Source organism: Devosia equisanguinis (assembly GCF_900631955.1).
In the GTDB taxonomy this organism is placed as follows: Bacteria; Pseudomonadota; Alphaproteobacteria; order Rhizobiales; family Devosiaceae; genus Devosia; species Devosia equisanguinis.
In genome coordinates this window covers 22,418-40,056 of record NZ_UZWD01000009.1, presented here as the reverse complement: position 1 = coordinate 40,056, position 17,639 = coordinate 22,418, and the positions used below count along the sequence as shown (strand labels likewise).

The 17,639-nt window shown below is 63.5% G+C and carries 17 protein-coding genes; 9 read left to right on the top strand and 8 right to left on the bottom strand.

The genetic code is table 11. The features are described 5' to 3' along the window. Positions 1 to 31: 31 nt before the first annotated feature. Entirely contained in the window at positions 32 to 1,825 is a 1,794-nt protein-coding gene (locus DEVEQU_RS02940; RefSeq protein ID WP_126149080.1) for an ABC transporter ATP-binding protein, read from the top strand. A 54-nt stretch (positions 1,826 to 1,879) separates the two neighbouring features. On the opposite strand, the gene DEVEQU_RS02935 is transcribed toward DEVEQU_RS02940, so the two are convergent. Together DEVEQU_RS02935 and DEVEQU_RS02930 are read right to left on the bottom strand one after the other, a co-directional pair. Then, positions 1,880 to 3,778 carry an ABC transporter ATP-binding protein gene (locus tag DEVEQU_RS02935; protein ID WP_126149079.1) on the bottom strand — a complete coding sequence of 633 codons (1,899 nt, stop codon included), beginning with the start codon at positions 3,776 to 3,778 and terminating at the stop codon, positions 1,880 to 1,882. Continuing rightward, positions 3,775 to 5,538 (bottom strand): ABC transporter ATP-binding protein, encoded by a 1,764-nt coding sequence (locus tag DEVEQU_RS02930; RefSeq protein WP_126149200.1) that lies wholly within the window; start codon positions 5,536 to 5,538, stop codon positions 3,775 to 3,777. The genes DEVEQU_RS02935 and DEVEQU_RS02930 overlap by 4 nt, the downstream gene beginning before the upstream one ends. Before the next feature lie 325 nt (positions 5,539 to 5,863). On the opposite strand from DEVEQU_RS02930, the gene DEVEQU_RS02925 reads away from it, so the two are divergent. From DEVEQU_RS02925 to DEVEQU_RS02920, 3 genes are read left to right on the top strand one after another with little or no spacing between them, the layout of a single operon-like run. After that, positions 5,864 to 6,349, top strand: a complete 486-nt coding sequence (locus DEVEQU_RS02925) for a TSUP family transporter (protein ID WP_206437778.1) — start codon at positions 5,864 to 5,866, stop codon at positions 6,347 to 6,349. Then, the gene (locus DEVEQU_RS19995) at positions 6,346 to 6,609 is read left to right on the top strand and encodes a hypothetical protein (protein ID WP_206437777.1); all 264 of its coding nucleotides are present in this window, start codon (positions 6,346 to 6,348) and stop codon (positions 6,607 to 6,609) included. Before DEVEQU_RS02925 ends, DEVEQU_RS19995 begins: the two co-directional genes overlap by 4 nt. 26 nt (positions 6,610 to 6,635) lie before the next feature. Further along, positions 6,636 to 7,547: a LysR family transcriptional regulator gene (locus DEVEQU_RS02920; protein WP_164550210.1), complete on the top strand. Its 912-nt coding sequence runs from the start codon at positions 6,636 to 6,638 to the stop codon at positions 7,545 to 7,547. Between the two features lie 17 nt (positions 7,548 to 7,564). Here DEVEQU_RS02920 and DEVEQU_RS02915 read toward each other — a convergent pair whose 3' ends face one another. The 3 genes from DEVEQU_RS02915 to recQ are packed head-to-tail and all read right to left on the bottom strand — an operon-like array spanning position 7,565 to position 11,217. Next, complete coding sequence (locus DEVEQU_RS02915; RefSeq protein ID WP_126149077.1) at positions 7,565 to 8,395, bottom strand: sugar phosphate isomerase/epimerase family protein; 831 nt, start codon at positions 8,393 to 8,395, stop codon at positions 7,565 to 7,567. 27 nt (positions 8,396 to 8,422) lie between these two features. Continuing rightward, positions 8,423 to 9,430: a heparan-alpha-glucosaminide N-acetyltransferase gene (locus DEVEQU_RS02910; protein WP_126149076.1), complete on the bottom strand. Its 1,008-nt coding sequence runs from the start codon at positions 9,428 to 9,430 to the stop codon at positions 8,423 to 8,425. A 2-nt stretch (positions 9,431 to 9,432) separates the two neighbouring features. Further along, positions 9,433 to 11,217: a DNA helicase RecQ gene (gene recQ, locus DEVEQU_RS02905; protein ID WP_126149199.1), complete on the bottom strand. Its 1,785-nt coding sequence runs from the start codon at positions 11,215 to 11,217 to the stop codon at positions 9,433 to 9,435. Positions 11,218 to 11,407: 190 nt separating this feature from the next. Here recQ and DEVEQU_RS02900 point away from each other — a divergent pair, with 190 nt between their 5' ends. Further along, a complete protein-coding gene (locus tag DEVEQU_RS02900; protein ID WP_126149075.1) occupies positions 11,408 to 11,641 on the top strand; it encodes a hypothetical protein in 234 nt (77 codons plus the stop codon). 18 nt (positions 11,642 to 11,659) lie between these two features. Here the strand turns inward: DEVEQU_RS02900 and DEVEQU_RS02895 are convergent, their stop codons facing one another. Then, positions 11,660 to 12,205 (bottom strand): DNA-3-methyladenine glycosylase, encoded by a 546-nt coding sequence (locus tag DEVEQU_RS02895; RefSeq protein WP_223214086.1) that lies wholly within the window; start codon positions 12,203 to 12,205, stop codon positions 11,660 to 11,662. 134 nt (positions 12,206 to 12,339) lie between these two features. Between DEVEQU_RS02895 and DEVEQU_RS02890 the strand changes: the two genes are divergently transcribed. Genes DEVEQU_RS02890 through blaOXA form a run of 3 tightly spaced genes read left to right on the top strand, consistent with a single transcriptional unit; the run spans position 12,340 to position 15,712 of the window. Further along, on the top strand, positions 12,340 to 13,722 hold the full coding sequence (locus DEVEQU_RS02890) for an aldehyde dehydrogenase family protein (protein WP_126149073.1): 1,383 nt from the start codon (positions 12,340 to 12,342) through the stop codon (positions 13,720 to 13,722). Between the two features lie 13 nt (positions 13,723 to 13,735). Next, positions 13,736 to 14,890 carry an iron-containing alcohol dehydrogenase gene (locus tag DEVEQU_RS02885; RefSeq protein ID WP_126149072.1) on the top strand — a complete coding sequence of 385 codons (1,155 nt, stop codon included), beginning with the start codon at positions 13,736 to 13,738 and terminating at the stop codon, positions 14,888 to 14,890. A gap of 3 nt (positions 14,891 to 14,893) precedes the next feature. Then, positions 14,894 to 15,712 (top strand): class D beta-lactamase, encoded by an 819-nt coding sequence (gene blaOXA, locus DEVEQU_RS02880; protein ID WP_126149071.1) that lies wholly within the window; start codon positions 14,894 to 14,896, stop codon positions 15,710 to 15,712. On the opposite strand, the gene DEVEQU_RS02875 is transcribed toward blaOXA, so the two are convergent. Beyond that, on the bottom strand, positions 15,709 to 16,032 hold the full coding sequence (locus DEVEQU_RS02875) for a YARHG domain-containing protein (RefSeq protein WP_126149070.1): 324 nt from the start codon (positions 16,030 to 16,032) through the stop codon (positions 15,709 to 15,711). The two genes, blaOXA and DEVEQU_RS02875, sit on opposite strands and share 4 nt — an antisense overlap. 175 nt (positions 16,033 to 16,207) lie before the next feature. Here DEVEQU_RS02875 and DEVEQU_RS02870 point away from each other — a divergent pair, with 175 nt between their 5' ends. Then, positions 16,208 to 16,753 carry a DUF924 family protein gene (locus DEVEQU_RS02870; protein WP_126149069.1) on the top strand — a complete coding sequence of 182 codons (546 nt, stop codon included), beginning with the start codon at positions 16,208 to 16,210 and terminating at the stop codon, positions 16,751 to 16,753. Positions 16,754 to 16,756: 3 nt separating this feature from the next. On the opposite strand, the gene DEVEQU_RS02865 is transcribed toward DEVEQU_RS02870, so the two are convergent. Further along, positions 16,757 to 17,590, bottom strand: a complete 834-nt coding sequence (locus DEVEQU_RS02865; protein ID WP_164550209.1) for a MurR/RpiR family transcriptional regulator — start codon at positions 17,588 to 17,590, stop codon at positions 16,757 to 16,759. Positions 17,591 to 17,639: the final 49 nt, after the last annotated feature.

The window sequence follows — 17,639 nt, the reverse complement described above, 5'->3', positions numbered from 1 at the left end:
CGGACGCCGGAGAACGGCGCCGGCCAGTCTTATGAGTCGCAAAAAGCTCGATTTTCGTGCCGATGCCTTCCGCAATGTGCTCGGCTTCACCTTCCGCCACTGGCAGAAGCAACCCGTCCGCATCGTCGCCATCGCTCTGCTGGTGCTCGGCGCTACCCTCGCCGAAGCCGCCAGTCCTATTTTCGCCGGCCGGCTGGTTGACGCGGTGGCCACCGGCACCACCAGCTGGGACGCTGCCATTGCCGCCTTCTGGCTGATGTCGGCACTCTATCTGGCTTCGGTGACCTTGCGGCAGCTGGTGTTTCTCAACATCATTCCGCTGACCCTCAAGATGATGAGCGATATCGCGGCAGACGGTTTCCACCGCGTGCAACGCTTTTCCACCGACTGGCATGCCAATAGCTTCGCCGGCTCTACCGTGCGCAAGATCACGCGCGGTATGTGGGCGCTCGACCTGCTCAACGACACGCTGCTATTGGCACTGTTCCCCTCGGTGGTGATGCTGCTCGGCGCCACGCTGATCCTGGGTTCGTCCTGGCCGGTGATGGGACTGGTGGTGGGCCTGGGCTCGCTCATCTATATCTCCGTTACCGTCTGGCTGTCGGTCGGCTTCGTGGCGCCGGCCGCAACGCTCTCCAATGCCTGGGACACCAAGGTGGGCGGGGCACTGGCCGATGCGGTGAGCTGCAACAGCGTGGTCAAGGCCTTTGGCGCCGAAACGCGCGAAGACGGGCTGATCGCCAAGGTGGTGGGCAAGTGGCGCAAGCGCACGCGTCGGACCTGGCGGCGCGGTACCTTCAATGGTGGCGTGCAGGGCGTGATGATGGTGGCCATGCAGACCGCCATTCTGGGCACGGCATTGCTGCTGTGGCAGAGCGGGGCGGCCACGGCCGGCGACATCACTTTCGTGCTCACCATGTTCTTCCTGCTGCAGGGGCACCTGCGCGACGTGGGTCAACACATCCGCAACCTGCAGAAGTCGGTCAACGACATGGAAGAGCTGGTGGGTCTGCATGCCCAGCCCCTCGGCATCGAGGACAAGAAGGGGGCTCAGCCGATCGCGATCAGCGATGGCGGCATCCGGTTCGACAATGTGACCTTCCAGTACGGATCACACCTGACCCCGCTCTATCGGGATTTCTCCGTGACCATCAAGCCGGGTGAACGCATTGGCCTTGTAGGGCACTCCGGCTCAGGCAAGACCACCTTCGTCAAGCTGATCCAGCGCCTCTATGACATCAATGGCGGAGCGATCACCATTGATGGGCAGAACATTGCCGATGTGCAGCAATCCTCGCTGCGCAACCAGCTCGCCATCGTGCAGCAGGAGCCCATTCTGTTCCACCGTACGCTGGCGGAGAACATCGCCTATGCAAGGCCCGGCGCCAGCCGTGCCGAAATCATCGAGGCGGCCAAACAGGCCAATGCGCATGATTTCATCGTCGCTCTGCCCAAGGGCTACGAAACGCTGGTGGGCGAACGCGGCGTCAAGCTTTCGGGTGGTGAACGCCAGCGCGTGGCCATCGCCCGGGCCTTCCTGGCCGACGCACCAATCCTCATTCTCGACGAGGCAACCTCGAGCCTCGACAGCGAGAGCGAGGTGATGATCCAGGAAGCCATGGAGCGGCTGATGGAAGGGCGCACCACGCTGGTCATCGCCCATCGTCTTTCCACCGTGCGGGCGCTTGATCGGCTCCTGGTGTTCGACAAGGGCAAGATCGTCGAGGAAGGCGATCACGACGCCCTGATCCGGCTCAGCGGCGGCATCTACCGGCGCCTGTTCGAACGCCAGGCGCTCGAACTGACCAAGGGGCTGGTGGCCTAAAAAGCAAAAACCTCCGGACGCGAGTCCGGAGGTTTTTCTTAGATACAGTTCTTCTCAGGTACTCGACGCCTTGGCATTGGCCTGGGCGACCAGCTCGTCGGGAATGTCGTCGAAGCTGGCATAGTTCATGTTGTAGAGCTTGGAATAGAGCCCGCCCAGCGCCATCAACTGGTCATGGTTGCCCTCTTCGATCTTCTCGCCGTTCTGCAGAACGATGATGCGGTCGGCCCCGCGAATGGTGGCGAGCCGGTGGGCAATGACCAGACCGGTGCGGCCGTCGAGCAGGATTTCGAGCGCCTTCTGGATCTGCCGTTCGGTATAGCTGTCGATATTGGCCGTGGCCTCGTCCAGCACCAGAATCTTGGCGTCGGCCACTAGCGCCCGGGCGAAGCTCAGCAATTGCCGCTGGCCCAGCGACAGGTTCGAACCGCGCTGTTCGAGCTGGCTGTCATAACCCTGCGGCAGCCGCTCGATGAATTCATGCGCGCCCACCGCCTTGGCAGCGGCGATGACATCCTCGCGGGTGGCGGACGCCTTGTTGTAGCGGATATTGTCGAACACCGAGCCGGTGAACAGGAACGGTTCCTGCAGCACCATGGCCACCTGTTCACCCAGGCTCTCCTGGGTGACGTTGCGCACATCGTGCCCACCCACCAAAACGGCGCCGCCCTGCACTTCGTAAAAGCGATGCACCAGGGCCATGGCGCTGGTCTTGCCCGAACCGGTGGGACCGACCAGAGCCACGGTCTCGCCCGGATTGACGCGGAACGAGACATTCTTGAGCACCGGCCGGTTCGGATCATAGCCGAAGACCACGTCGTGAAAGGCCACCGAGCCGTCCATGTCGCTGGTCAGCGTCACGGCATTGGGCTTGTCGGTAATGGTCACCGGCAGGTCCAGCACCTCGGTGATGCGGCGGCCCGAGGTCATGGCCCGCTGCATGATCGAATATTGCATGGTCAGCGAGCGGATGGGGTCGAAGAAGCGCTGGATGTAGAACAGGAAGGCGACGATGACACCCACCTGCAGCGAACCATTGAGCACCAGCGAGCCACCGACCAGAACCACCGTGGCCATGGCAATACCGGTCAGGGTGTCGACGATCGGGACCATGACCTGGGCATATTTCGAGCCGGTGAGCTGGGTACGCAGATTGTGGTAGGCCTTGTCGTCGTAGAGGTCGAAATTGACCTTTTGGCGATCGAGATTCTGCACCGTGCGCACGCCATTGATACCTTCGGCCATGGCGCCATTGGTCACCGAATTGCTTTCATGCGCCGCCCAGAAGGCCCGCTTGGCCGGGGGCAGCCAGAAAATGCGGACGATGAACAGCACCGGCATGGTCAATAGCGTCAGCACGCCCAGCCATGGGTCGAGCGTCAGCAAGACGATGACGATGCCGAACAGCAGCACGATATCGCCCACCGAGATCACCGAGGTCTCGAGGAATTCCTGCATGGAATTGACGTCGCCTTGCAGCCGGCTCATCAGCCGGCCGACTTCGGTCTTGTCCATGAAACTCAGCGAGACGCGCTGCAATTGCGCGAACATGGCGCGCCGCATGTCGAACAGCACATTTTCGGCCACCTCGCCCACTTGTGTTTCCTGCACATAGGAGGCGCCGAAATTAAACAGCACCGCCACCGCAAAGGCGAATATCGCCCAGGTGAGATTGGTCAGATTGCCGCCGGCAGCCATGCCTTGGTCGATGGCCCAGCCGATGATCAGCGGAATGGCCAGCTGAGTGGCGGTGAACACCAGAACGGCGACCACCGAGAGATAGATTTTGTGCCGATAGGGGTGCACATAGGCCCAGATGCGCCGCACGGTCTGCGGGTCATAGGCCTTGCCGAACACCTCTTCCTCGACCCTGTGGCTTCCCACCGAGGCGCGTGGCGGACGCTGTCCCGGAAAGGCGGCGCTGTCGCGTTCCTCGTCGTCCATGACGCTCATTGCGCGGCCCTTTCGATATCGGTTTCGTCAGTCGGCCGGGTCTGGAGATGATAGAGCGCGGCATAGCGCCCACCCAGCGCCAGCAGCTCCTCATGGCTGCCGCTTTCCACGATATGCCCATCCTCGAGGAACAGGATCTTGTCGGCATCCATCAGCGAAGACAGCCTATGGGCGATGACGATGGTCACCCGATCCTTGGCGTAGCGGCGGATGGCACTGCGGATGCGGTGCTCGGTGCCGGCATCGATGGCGGCCGTCGAGTCGTCGAACACCATGACCGCCGGCTTCAGTACCAGGCTGCGAGCGATGGAGAGGCGCTGGCGCTGCCCGCCGGACAGCGACACGCCGCGTTCACCCACAACCGTGTCGTAATCTGAGGGCAGGCCCATGATGTAATTGTGCAATTGGGCGCTTTCTGCGGCCTTCTCGATCTTGGTTTCCTTGGCCCATGGATCGCCATAGGCGATGTTGTTCTCGATGGTAGTGGTGAAGAGAAACCCGTCCTGCTGCACCACGGCCACCGCCCGCCGCAGCGATTGCAGCGTCACATCGCGAATATCCTGTCCATCGAGCGTGATCCGCCCGGATGTCACGTCGTAAAAGCGCGGGAGCAAATGGGCGATGGTCGACTTGCCGCTGCCGGGGGCGCCGACAATGCCGATGGTTTCGCCCGCCCGACCTTCGAAGCTGATGCCATCAAGGGTGGGATGGGTGGCGCCGGGATAGGTGAAGCCGACATTTTCAAAGCGCATCACGCCATCGGTCAGCTTGAGCGGTACCGCGCCGGGCTTGTCCTCGATCTCGACGGGTTCGTCGATAAAGGCATAGAAGCGTTCCCCGCAGGTGGAGGCACGCGCGAAGGAATTGACCATCAGGCCGAGCTGGCGCACCGGCATCTGCAGGATGGTCATAAAGGTGAGGAAAGAGGCGAGCGTGCCAACGCTCATTTCCCCGGCGATCACCTTATTGCCCCCGACCCAGAGCACCAGCCCCATGGCGGCGAAGAACGAGAAGGTCATCATCGAGGTGGCGCGCACGCGAATGCCGACGCGCTCATGGGCGAGTTTCAGCGCATCCTGGGAGGCGCCTTCGAACTTGCCGAGCTCGAACTTCTGGCCCGAAAAGGCGCGCACCACGCGAATACCGCCGAGATTTTCCTCCATCACCCGGGTGAGAATGGAGAGCTTGTTCTGCAAAACCAGCCAGGTAGCCCGCAGCGCCAGTTGCGCGGTGGAGGAGCGCCAGGCGACGAAGGGCACGAAGCTCAAGGCCAGAAATGCCAGCAGGGCATCGGTGGTGAACAGCAAATAGGCGCCGACGCCGATCAGCACCGACAGCAGCACCACACGGATCAAGCCGGTGGCAAAGAACATGCGGACGCCATCGAGATCGAGCAGGCCGACAGTGATCAGATCGCCCGAATGCACGCGGTCATGATAGGAATAGGAGAGGCGCTGCACCTTGTCGTAGAAGGCCAGCCGCAGCTCGTAGCCCACATGATGGCCCACCGATTCCGAAAAGTAGTTCTGCACCAGCGTGAAGAAGCCGCGCGCCACCGACACGGCGAGCAGCGTCATCGCGGTCCAGAACAGCGCCTGCTCGGCCCCCTCGGCTGCGACGCTGAGCACATTCTGCGCCTGGTCCACTGCATGACCCAATAGGCGCGGGATCGACAATTGCAGCACCGAGGCGATGATGGTCGCGCCTATGGCGAAACCGGCCTGCCAGGAATGGCGGAGGGAATAAAGCGTGATGCGCATGATCGGGCCGAGACCTTTGCCCGCATGCGCGGCGGCCACGTGAGCCCGAGCATCGCCGCGTGCACGATCGCGGCCAGCCTTGAGGGAAACCAAGGGAGTATCCAGACGTCAATAAGTGGGACCCGAAGGGGCGCGGAAACCGGCGACCGGGAATCGGGCAAATTAAACCTACGCCGCCTATAAAATGCGCATTTCACCTACCATTCAAGACGCAATCTGTAGAAAAACGCAGATATGACGCCCAGCCTCCAGGCATGGGCCCATGCCGAAGCGGCGCTGGCTCGGAGACGCCGTTTGGCCCATCCAGAGACATGGAGGCATCGCCATGACAAGTCTTGGACTGGGCATCACAGTTGCTATAGCCGTCCTGCTGACATCGACCCTTTCGGGCATATTCGGCATGGCGGGCGGCCTGGTGCTGCTGGCGGTATTGCTGACCCTGCTTCCGGTGGCAACAGCCATCGCGGTGCAGGGCGCGATCCAGATCGTCGCCAACGGCTCGCGGGCCTGGTTCTCGCGCGAATTCATCGATTGGCGCATTCTCGGCATGATCTGCATCGGCCTTTTGGGCGCAGCCGTCCTTCTCTATCTCGTGCGCTACATTCCCGACCTGGCCACGGTGTGCATCGCCATTGGCCTCATGCCGATCCTGGTGTGGATTCCCAAGCATTGGCTGGCGCTCGATGCCAGCAAGCCGCTGCATGCCCTGCTCTGCGGCTTCTTCGGCGGCGGACTCAACCTCGCGGTCGGCGTCTCCGGCCCCACCGTCGACATCTTCTTCATCCGCACCCAGATGGACCGCCGCAAGTGATCGCCACCAAGGCCGCCACCCAGGTGGTCTCGCACGCGTCCAAGGTGGTGTTTTACGGCTCCACCGCCTCGGCCATGGTCGCGGGCGACTGGATGCTGGTGCTGATCGCCGCGCCCTTCGCCATCGCCGGCACCAATCTGGGCTACCATATTCTCCAGCGTATGACCGACGACAATTTCCGCCGCTGGACGCGCTGGGTGGTCACCGCCATCGGCATTTTTTATCTCCTGCGCGGCTTGTCCTTGCTCCTGGGCTGGTGATCGCTATGGTGCCGGTGGGAGACGACATGGCACCTTTCGACAGCGTAACTGCACGCCTCATTCTGCTTTTGGCCGAGACCGGCTCGATCGGCCGCGCCGCCGAGCGCGAAGGCATTGCTTCATCGGCCGTCAGCCGGCGGGTATCCGATCTCGAGGCCCGGCTGGGCGTGGTCCTGTTCGACCGCTCCGCCCATGGCGTCAAGCTGACACCAGCCGGCGAAGCCTATGCCGAAGGTTGCCGCACCGTGCTGCGCGCCATTGCCGATCTCGATGCCGTCATGGCCGATTTCGGCTCGGGCCATCGCGGCAGCCTGCGCCTGGCCTGCACCAGTTCGGCTCTCACCGGCCGCCTGCCGGAGCTGCTGGCCCGCTATGCCGGCAAGTATCCGGGCATCGATATCGCCATTGCCGAAATGGGCGCGGCCAAGGCATTGCTGGCGCTCGACGAAGGCCGTGCCGATGTCGCTATCGTCTCGGATAATTACGACTTCACCCGCTTCGACATCCGCCCCTTCGAAGACGAGCGAATCTGGGTGCTGGCCCCACCGGATCATCCGCTCTCCGCCCAGATCGAACCGCGCAAATCGCTGTCGTTTGATGCGGTCACGCCCCATGCCATAGTCGGCGTGCATCACAGCGGCTCGCTCGATCGGCTGCTGGCGGAAGCGGCAGCCAAGGCGGGGCGCCCGCTCGACGAAGCCCTGCGGGTCGAGAGTTTTCCGGCGCTGGTGCGCATGGTTGAGGCCGGCTTCGGCATCGGCTTCCTGCGCTCGACGAGCCTCCATCTCCTCGCCGGCACCGACCTTGTCTGCGCACCCCTGGCCGAGACTTGGGCCATGCGCCAGCTTCTGGTGGCCCGACGCAAGTCGAGCCCCCTGTCGGCGGCGATGAAGAGCTTTATCCAGCTCTGCGACGAGACCTATCTGCCCTCCGCCTGAGCGCAGGCAACCTGGGATCAGGCGATCCGCGTCTCGATGAGTTCGCGCTCGAGTTCGAGACCGGTCCATTCATGCGGATGCTCGGCGTCGAAGATCAGCGTGTAGGGGCCCTTGTAGCCGGCCTCTTCGGCCGCCTGCACGCAGAGGCCATAGTCGAGCTCATCGAGCTGGCCATCGACGAAATTGGCCTTGGCATGGCAGAGCGAGGCCCGCGGGAAGATCGAGCGCAGCGCCTCATATTTGTCTTCGCCGGACCAGTTGCCGAAATCGGCCAGTAGCCCGATCTGACCCTCGGTCTGGTCGAGCAGGGCATGCACCGCCTCGGGATTGATCAAGAGCTTACCCCAGTTCTCGGTGACGAGACGCACCGAAGAGCCGGCATTCCCAGCCGCAAGCTGACGGAGCGCCGTGGCGGAACGGGCAATGGTCTCCGGGGTCGGCGCCTGCTGGCCGGCGATGATGCGGGCATTCTCGGCGCCCAGCTGATTTGCCACCTCGATCCAGCCGGCAATCCAGCGCGTGTCGCGCGCGCCGTTGACGGGATCGGTGATGTCGCCGGCATCGATCAGTAGCGTCTGCAGGTTCACCCCCGCGACGTCGAGCTGGTTGCGCAATTCGCCCAGATAGATCGGGTCGCGACTGCGCAGGTGGAAGGAGACGATTTCGAGCCGCTTATAGCCGTGATTGGCCAGCACCGAAGGCAGGCCGAGCAGCGATTCGCTGCCTTCGCCATAGGTCTCGACCATCTCGCCCACCGCATCGGTGGTGAGATCGTGCGGATAGGTCGAGCCCAGCAGGCGGTGCAACGACCAGGTGGATACGGCGATGCGTTCTTCAGACTCGGCCATGCTAAACTCCTCTAGAAACTAAGATTTTCACTGCGGATTTGGGGTGTCAAGCTCGGGATAGATCAGCGCCGAGCATTGACGATTATTGGCTTCGAGCTTGGCCTGGTCGCCGGCGGAGATGAGGCCGGTAAAGACCGGCTCCCACAGATCGTCGCGCTTGATCCCCTCTAGCCCGCACTGGCAATAGTTGGCGCAGAGCGCTGCGGTGGTGTCGGTGGCTTCGCAGGTGGCCTGGCAGGAGGAGAGGAATTGTACCTCCTGGCTTTGCTGCTGCACCCCGGTCACCCCGGCAAGCGGGGCGATGATCCCGAGCAAAATCGGCTGATGCACCAGATAGATAACCAGGCTCCAACGGCCCATGAAGCCGAGGATTCTGGCCGGCAGATTGTGCGGCTGTATGGTGGCGAGGCGCTCGAACAGGCCCATTTTCCTGGCCAGACGAGCGGCCAGAATCCCCAGCAGCGCCACGCCGAACCAGGGAAAGACCGGCACCAGATCATTGGCCGGCGGCGGCACGTCCCAGAAGCCGAGCCAGGACAGTGCCTTCTGGTTGAACGCACTATGAACGAAAAATAACGGCGGCAGGATCAGCGCCAGTGCAGCGAGCCCCGTCGCCCAGAGCGGCGTGAACAGAAAGGGCAGGCCGAACAGGCTGAACAGCGCGATGGCATGCAGCACGCCGAAATAGACGAAGCTGTCCGGGAAAGTGACATAGGTGCCGATGGAAATCAGCACCGCCCCGCCCGCGACCAGCAACCAGCGTCGCCAGAAGGGCCGCCAGCGTATGCCTTCGCCATGGCCGAGCACGAGCCCGACGCCGGCAAGGAAGATGAAGGCGAAGAGGATGGAGCGGGCGAAGAACACCCAGCGCGGATCAAAGCCCACATCGGCAGTGATGAAGCCGAAATACCAGAGGTCCCAGCACAGGTGATAGGCCATCATGGCGATAATGGCGACGCCCCGGACGATATCGATCACCGGCATGCGCGGGCGCCTGGCCCGCTGTTCTGTCATTTCAGGGGCCATGCCGGACATGTTCAGCCTTCGAAATTGCGCACGACGGTGAGGAAATCGTCGCCATAGCGGTCGAGCTTGCCCTGCCCCACGCCCGGCAGGTTCAGCATGTCGTGCGGATGGGTGGGCCGGGCCAGCGCCATGGCCTTGAGCGTATTGTCATGAAAGATGACATAGGGCGGCACGCCCTGCGCCTTGGCCAGACGCGTGCGCTCGACACGCAAAGCCTCGAACAGTGGCCGTGCATGCTCGGGCACATCGACCGAGCGCGCCAGGGCCCGCCTGATCTCGATGGACTTCTTCGGCCGATCCTTGCGCAGGGTCACCCGGCGCTCATGCTTGAACACCGCGCGGGCGCCTTCGCCGAGCGTGAGCGCGCCATGATTGGCGTGATCGACCACGATCAGCCCCATGGCCGTCAATTGCCGGACCACCGACTGCCAGGCCTTGGCATCGAGATCGCGACCTTCGCCAAAGACCTTCTGGTGCTGATGGCCAAAGCGCAGCACCTTTTCTGTTTCCTTGCCCACCAGCACGTCGATGACATGGGCCGCGCCGAAGCGCATGCCGGTGCGGTAGATCGCGGCCAATGCCTTGATTGCCGCCTCGGTGCCGTCCCAGCTTTCCACCGGCGAGCGGCAGGTGTCGCAATTGCCGCAAGGCTGGGGATAGACCTCGCCGAAATGAGCCAGGATAGCCTGGCGACGGCAGGAGGCCGTCTCGCAGACGCCCAGCAGCGCATTGAGCTTGCCGTGTTCGAGCCGCTTGATCTCGTCGGGGGCATTGCCCTCGTCGATCATGCGGCGGCGCTGCACCACATCGGCCATGCCATAGCTCATCCAGGCATCGGCGGGCTGGCCATCGCGCCCGGCGCGACCGGTTTCCTGGTAATAGGCCTCGATCGAGGAGGGCAGGTCCATATGGGCGACATAGCGCACATCGGGCTTGTCGATGCCCATGCCGAAGGCCACGGTCGCGACGAGGCAAAGCCCTTCTTCCTTGAGAAAGGCATCCTGGTTGGCGCTGCGCAATTCGGCCGACATGCCCGCATGGTAAGGCAGCGCGCGAATACCCTTGCCACTCAGCCAGTCGGCGATGTCCTCGACCTTGGCGCGGGAAAGGCAATAGACGATGCCGCTATCGCCCTTGTGGCCGGCCAGGAAATCCAGCAATTGCTCGCGCGGCTTGTCGCGCTCGACGATGGAATAGGAAATATTGGGGCGGTCGAAGCTGGTGGTGAAGACCCGCGCCTGTTCCAGCCCCAGGCGTTCGATAATGTCTTCGCGCGTCGTGGGATCGGCAGTAGCGGTGAGGGCGACACGCGGCACGCCGGGATAGAGCTCAACCAGATGGATGAGCTCGCGATATTCGGGGCGGAAATCATGGCCCCACTGGCTCACGCAATGGGCCTCGTCGATGGCAAAGAGCGCGATCTCGATGCCGGAAAGCATATTGGCAAAGCCGGGGGTCGCCACCCGTTCCGGCGCCACATAGAGCAGGTCGAGTTCGCCATTGCGCAATTGCCGGCGCACCTCGGCCGATTCCTGCGGCGAGAGCGAGGAATTGAGCGCAGCGGCCGCCACGCCCGCCTGTTTCAGCGCCTCGACCTGGTCGCGCATCAGCGCAATCAGCGGCGACACCACGATACCAACGCCAGGCCGACAGATGGCCGGTATCTGGAAGCACATGGACTTGCCCGCGCCGGTGGGAAACAGCACGACCGCATCCCCGCCGCCGACCAGGTGATCGACGACATCGGCCTGCTGGCCGCGAAAGCTGCGATGACCAAAGATATCGCGCAGCACCATGAGCGGCGAGGGCCGTTCGTGGCGATGGGGCGAGAACAGATCTAGAGACTCAATGGCTTCCACGCGCCTGTTGAATCATGGCGGGGCGAGTGTGGCAACCGGGCGCCCCTGTGACGATTGTTACAATTTGCATCAAATCGCTTTGGTATCGGCACTTTTCAGCTAACCGATCCGGCCTATTTCTTGAGCCATGGAACGCCGTCGTCAAAACCGCGAAATCGTCCGCATCGCCGCCACCGCTGTCTCGGATAGTGGGCTGGAGCGCATGCCGCTCACCATTACCAATCTGACCCGTTCGGGCGCGATGGTGGAATGGAATGGCGGCCATCTGCCCAGCCAGTTCTATGTGCTGTTCGGCCACTCGATGGAGCCCTGCCGCGTCGTGTGGCAGCAGGGACAGCGCGCCGGTCTGGCCTTCGCCTGATCTTAATTTCCAGCGCCTTCAACGCAAGGGGCGACTGAGGAACGGCGATCCCTGAAGCACGAAGCGCCAGGGCGTCTCGGCGCCCTTGGTGATGCCGATGCGCGCGCCCACCCCGATAGCGTGTTCCTGCTCCGCTGCCCGGATTTCGAAGGGAAAGGCGTCGAGCGGCATTCCGTTATGACCGAGACCGATGCCCAGCGCCTGCGCGAGCTTTCCGGGGCCGGAGCAAAGTTGCTTCTCGCCCATCAGCCCGCGCCGCTCCACCATCGTCCCGACACCCTCGCTGGGCTCGAGGGCGCGGATCAACACAGCGCTGCCCTTTTGGCAAACGATGTTGAGACAGAAATGGATACCGTAGATCTTGTAGACATAGGCATGCCCCGCCGGACCGAACATGGCGGCATTGCGCGGGGTGGGGCCGCGAAAACTGTGCGACGCAGGATCGGTGGCGTCATAGGCCTCGACCTCTACGATCCGCCCGCCCACGCCGGCGACGAAAAGACCGGCGCCGATCAGTTCGCGCGCGATATCGGTCACCGGCCGATCGAAATAGGAACGGGGCAAGGACACTACGATATCGGCTCCAATGGGTCGGGCGGCATCATAAAGGCGGGCGGCACGCTCATGCATTATCACATTCGGCCCAGCTTGCGCGGCGGCGTTGGATCGATAGTAATTGGCGCATCAGGGAGTTCTGCATGTCCGATAGCGTCGAGATCATTTCCCCCGTCGATGGCCGGGTCTATGCCACGCGCCAGCTGGCTAGCCCACCCGAAATCGACAGCGCCATGACCCGCGCCCGCTCGGCACAACGTGCCTGGCGCGCCGTGCCTGTCGCCGAGCGCGTCGCCGCCGTCGGCCGCATGGTCGATGCGCTTTTGGCCATGAATGACGAGATCGTGCCCGAACTGGCCTGGCAGATGGGTCGCCCGGTGCGCTTCGGCGGCGAAAAGCGCGGGGTGGAAGAACGCTCGCGCCACATGCTGGCTATCGCCGAGGCCTCGCTGGCGCCTTCGATGCGCCCCGACAAGCCGGGCTTTACGCGCTATATCAGCCGCGAGCCGATGGGCGTCGTCATGGTAATCGCGCCCTGGAACTACCCGTTCCTCACCGCCGCCAATTCCATCGTGCCGGGGTTGGTCGCCGGCAATGCGGTGGTGCTGAAACATGCCAGCCAGACCCTGCTCGCCGGGGAGCGCTTTGCCCAGGCCGCCGCGGCCGCGGGGCTACCTGCAGGCCTCTTCCAGAACCTGGTGCTCGGCCATGCCGATACCGAAAAGCTGATTGGCTCGGGCCAGATCGACCACATCAACTTCACCGGTTCGGTGGAAGGCGGGCGGCGCATCGAAAAGGCCGCCGCCGGCACCTTTGCCACGCTGGGGCTGGAACTGGGCGGCAAGGACCCCGCCTATGTGCGCGCCGATGCCGATCTTGATTATGCGGCGGAAAACCTCGTCGATGGCAGCTTCTTCAATTCCGGGCAGTCCTGCTGCGGGGTCGAGCGCATCTATGTGCATGAGGACGCCTATGACGGCTTCGTCGAGCGCTTCATTGCCCAGGCCAAAGGCTGGACGCTGGGCGATCCGCTCGATCCCGACACCATTGTCGGGCCAATGGCGCGCGGCAATTTCGCCGATCTGGTGCGCCAGCAGACCGAGGAGGCCGTGCGCGGCGGCGCCACACGGCACCTCAACACGCGGCACGCCAAAGACCAGGCCGGCTCGCCCTGGCTGGCGCCGGAAGTGCTGACCGGGGTCAACCACCAGATGAGCGTCATGCGCGAGGAGAGTTTCGGACCGGTGGTCGGCATCATGAAGGTGGCCGACGACGCCGAGGCCGTGACCTTGATGAATGACAGCCCCTATGGCCTCACCGCCTCGGTCTGGACCGCCGATCTCGATGCTGCGGCCCGCCTCTGCACCGAAATCGAGACCGGCACGGTCTTTGCCAATCGTTGCGATTACCTCGATCCGGCGCTGGTCTGGACCGGGGTCAAGGACACCGGCAAGGGCGGGGCGCTGAGCGAAATCGGCTATGCCAATTTGACCCAGCCCAAAAGCTTTCACCTCAAGGCTCAATGAGAGACGGCACAAAATGACAAAAGCCAACTGGAATTACCCAACCGCCGTCAAATTCGGCCCCGGCCGCATCGCCGAATTGCCCGAGGCGCTGAAGTCTGCCGGGATCAGCAAGCCGCTCCTGGTCACCGATGCGGGGCTGGCCAATCTGCCGGTGACGCAGAACACGCTGGCACTGCTGCGCAATGCCGGCGTCGATGTCGGGCTGTTTGCCGAGGTCAAGCCGAACCCGATTTCGGCCAATGTCGAAGCCGGCATCAAGGTATTGCGCGAGGGCGGCTATGACGGGGTCATCGCCTTTGGCGGCGGGTCCGGTCTCGACACCGCCAAGGTCATCGCCTTCATGGCCGGGCAGACGCGGCCAATGTGGGATTTCGAGGATATCGGGGACTGGTGGACCCGCGCCGATCCCAAGGGCATCCTACCCATCATTGCCGTACCCACGACCGCCGGCACCGGCTCCGAAGTGGGCCGCGCCGGGGTGATCACCGACGAGACCACCCATACCAAGAAGGTCATCTTTCATCCGCTGATGATGCCCAAGATCGTCATCGCCGATCCTGAACTGACCGTGGGCATGCCGCGCTTCATCACCGTGGGCACCGGCATGGATGCCCTGGCTCATTGCCTCGAGGCCTATTGCGCGCCCGGCTATCACCCGATGGCCGATGGCATCGCAGTCGAAGGCATTCGCCTCGTTTTTGAGAACCTGCCCAAGGTGGCGGCTAATCCCAATGACGTGGAGGCGCGCGGCCATATGATGAGCGCGGCGGCCATGGGCGCGACAGCGTTCCAGAAGGGGCTCGGGGCCATTCACGCCCTGAGCCATCCGGTGGGCGCGCTCTACGACACCCATCACGGCATGACCAATGCGGTGTTCATGCCCTATGTTCTGGTGGTCAACCAGTCTGCCATCGAAGGGCGGATCGCCCGGCTTGCGGCCTATCTTGGCCTCGCCCCCAATTTCGACGCTTTCCTGCACGCTGTGATCGGGCTGCGTTTGCGGCTCGAGGTTCCGCATACTTTGCGGGACTTCAAGGTGGACGACAGCAAGCGCGACAAGATCGGCGACATGGCCATTGTCGATCCGACGGCGGGCGGCAATCCCATCGAGCTGACCAAGGCGCGCGCACTCGACATCTTCGACCGGGCGCTGGAGGGGCGCGTCTAGCCCATGGTCTTGCCGAAACTGACGACTGTCGTGGCCGCGCTCATCCTGGCGGTGGGCGCGGGACCGGCGCTGGCGCGCGATATCTGCACGCTGGTGGCCGATCCGGTCAGCCGCACCGTGCTCTTGGCGGATGGCGATTGCGAGAGCCGGGTCACGCCGGCCTCGACCTTCAAGATTCCGCTGGCGGTGATAGGGTTCGACGCAGGCCTGCTGCTCTCTCGCAGCGAACCGGTGATGACCTTCAAGCCCGGCGAGCCCGATTGGGGCGGCGCGCCCTGGAAGGGCGATGTCGATCCTGCAGGCTGGATGCGCCATTCGGTGGTCTGGTATTCGCAGCGGCTGACGCGGCAGCTCGGTGCGGAACGGCTCAGCGACTATTTGAGCAAGCTGGGTTTCGGCAATGCCGATTTCTCCGGCGATCCCGGCTTCGACAATGGCCTCGAACGCGCCTGGATTTCCTCCTCGCTCAAGATTTCACCGCTGGAACAGGCGGGGTTCACCGCCGCGCTGATCGAGGGGCAATTGCCGGTATCAGCGGCAGCGATGAGCGGTGCGATCAGTCTGGTTGAAAGCGCTGGCACGGAGGCGGACTGGACGCTGTGGGGCAAGACCGGCTCGGCCTATCCGCGCCGCGCCGACCGCAGTTTCGATTATGCCAAGGGCTGGGGCTGGTATGTCGGCTGGGCAGAAAAGGACGGCAAGCGCCTGGTCTTTGCGCGGCTGGCCCAGGACGAGGCCCGGCACGAAAAAAGCGGAGGCCTTCGCGCCCGCGACGCTCTCCTAGCCCAATGGCCTGCTCTCGTGGCGCGGCTGGGGCTCTAGTTGCAGCCGCGCGACTTTTCGACCTCGGCAATAGTGGCCACGTTCTTGCGCTCATAGACATTGAGCTTGACCGCACCCTGATCGTTGATCCAGCAGCCGGCATTGCTGAACACCTTGCGGGCACGATCGCTTTGGAAGCAATAGCCGTTCTGCTGGTAGATCATGTTGCGCACTTCCCACAGCGACTGGCAGGACAACTGGCGCAGCTGCGGCTTGGAGAAATAGGCGCTGTCGTCGCAGCCCAGGCCCTCATAGCAATTGGCCATGGCAGCGCCGGTACCGGCGAGCAGTGCCAGCGTCAGAACAAAACCCCTGAGCATCACAGAGTCTCCTCGTTTGCAGGCGCCAGCAAATCACGAAATCGCTGCGCCGGATAGGGGCGTCCTTCCGCCGCGCGCAAGCGGGAAGACGGGGAACAAAGGCCGTCCCCGGCGCTTTACAGCTTGGGCTGCCGCCTCCAAGGTGGCGCCGATTTTACTGTCAGCGGAGAGCGTCATGCAGGGACCGGAAAACTTCATCGCATTCTGGTTTGTCGATCACGGCTACGAAGACTGGTTCGGCGGCGAGCCCGCCTTCGACGCCAAATGTGCCGAGCGCTTCGGCGAACTGCATGGCCAGGTGGCGCGCGGCGAAGCCTGGGAATGGCGCGCCACGCCCGAAGGTCGCCTCGCCGAAATCGTCGTGCTCGACCAGCTGTCGCGGCAATTGCATCGCAACAGCCCCGTCGCCTTCGCCCAGGACAAGATGGCGCTGGCACTGGCGCAGGAAGCGGTGGCGATGGGCGCCGATGACGCGGTGGAGCGCGATTGGGCGACCTTCTTCTACATGCCCTACATGCATGCGGAATCGCTGGTGGTCCAGAACGAGGGCGTACGGCTGTTCGAGTTGCACGGCGACGAGAAATCGCTGGAGTTCATGATCGCCCATCGCGACACCATTGCCCGCTTCGGCCGCTTCCCCTTCCGCAATGCCGCTTTGGGTCGCGACAGTACGTCCGAAGAAATCGCCTATATGCAGGAACAGGAAGGCCGCGTGTTCTGAGGCCTAGAGATCTTCCACCGCGCGCATGCGTTTGCTCGCGGTGGACCAGGACTGTTCCGTCACCCGCGCGATCAGCGCCTCGACCACGCCGAACAAAGCCCCATTGGCATCCCAGGCGCGACCGGTCTGGGTGTGGCAGGGCAGCACATAGCGCGCATGGCGGGCCGCCGGGCTCAGCCATTCATCGGTGATCAGCACGATATCGACGCGGTGGCGCGCCAGCACCGCCGCCACATCGGCTACCGCCGGATCATAGCGGCGGACGTCGAACAGTATCGCCATATCCCCGGCGCGCACATCGAGTAATTGATCGGCGCGGGTGGCGGGGCGGCCATCGAAACGGCGCAGGCCGGGGCGGATGACCCGCATATGGGCCTCGAAATAGCCGGCGAGAAAATCGGTAAACCGCCCACCCATCATGTAGCAGGCACCCTTGCCGCTCGCTAGACGCATGGCCACCGCCTCGAATTCGGATTCGGGAATATGGCGGAGCGTATCGGCCAGCCGGGTCTGCGCCTGATGCAGATAGCGCGCAAGGAATGCCCCATCGCTAGGCTCGCCCTCGGGCGCCGCGCCGCGCTGAAGCGGTGATTTCGAGCGCTGCTCCAATTCGTCGCGCAGGGCGCGCTGGAATTCGGGATAAGACCTGAACCCCAGTTGCGCCACGAAGCGCACAATGCTGGCGGCGCTCACGCCTGCCGCCTCGGCGAACTCGGCGACCGGCGCCAGCCCGAGCAGCGGATAGTTCCCCAACAGCCCCCGCGCCGCCTTGCGGCCTGATGCCGTCAACTGGTCATTGAGATCGTGAATGCGGCCTGCAACGCTCTTGCCGTCCATCGCGGCTCCTGAATGTTTCGTTTCAGCATTGACAGATTTCGCGCTTATG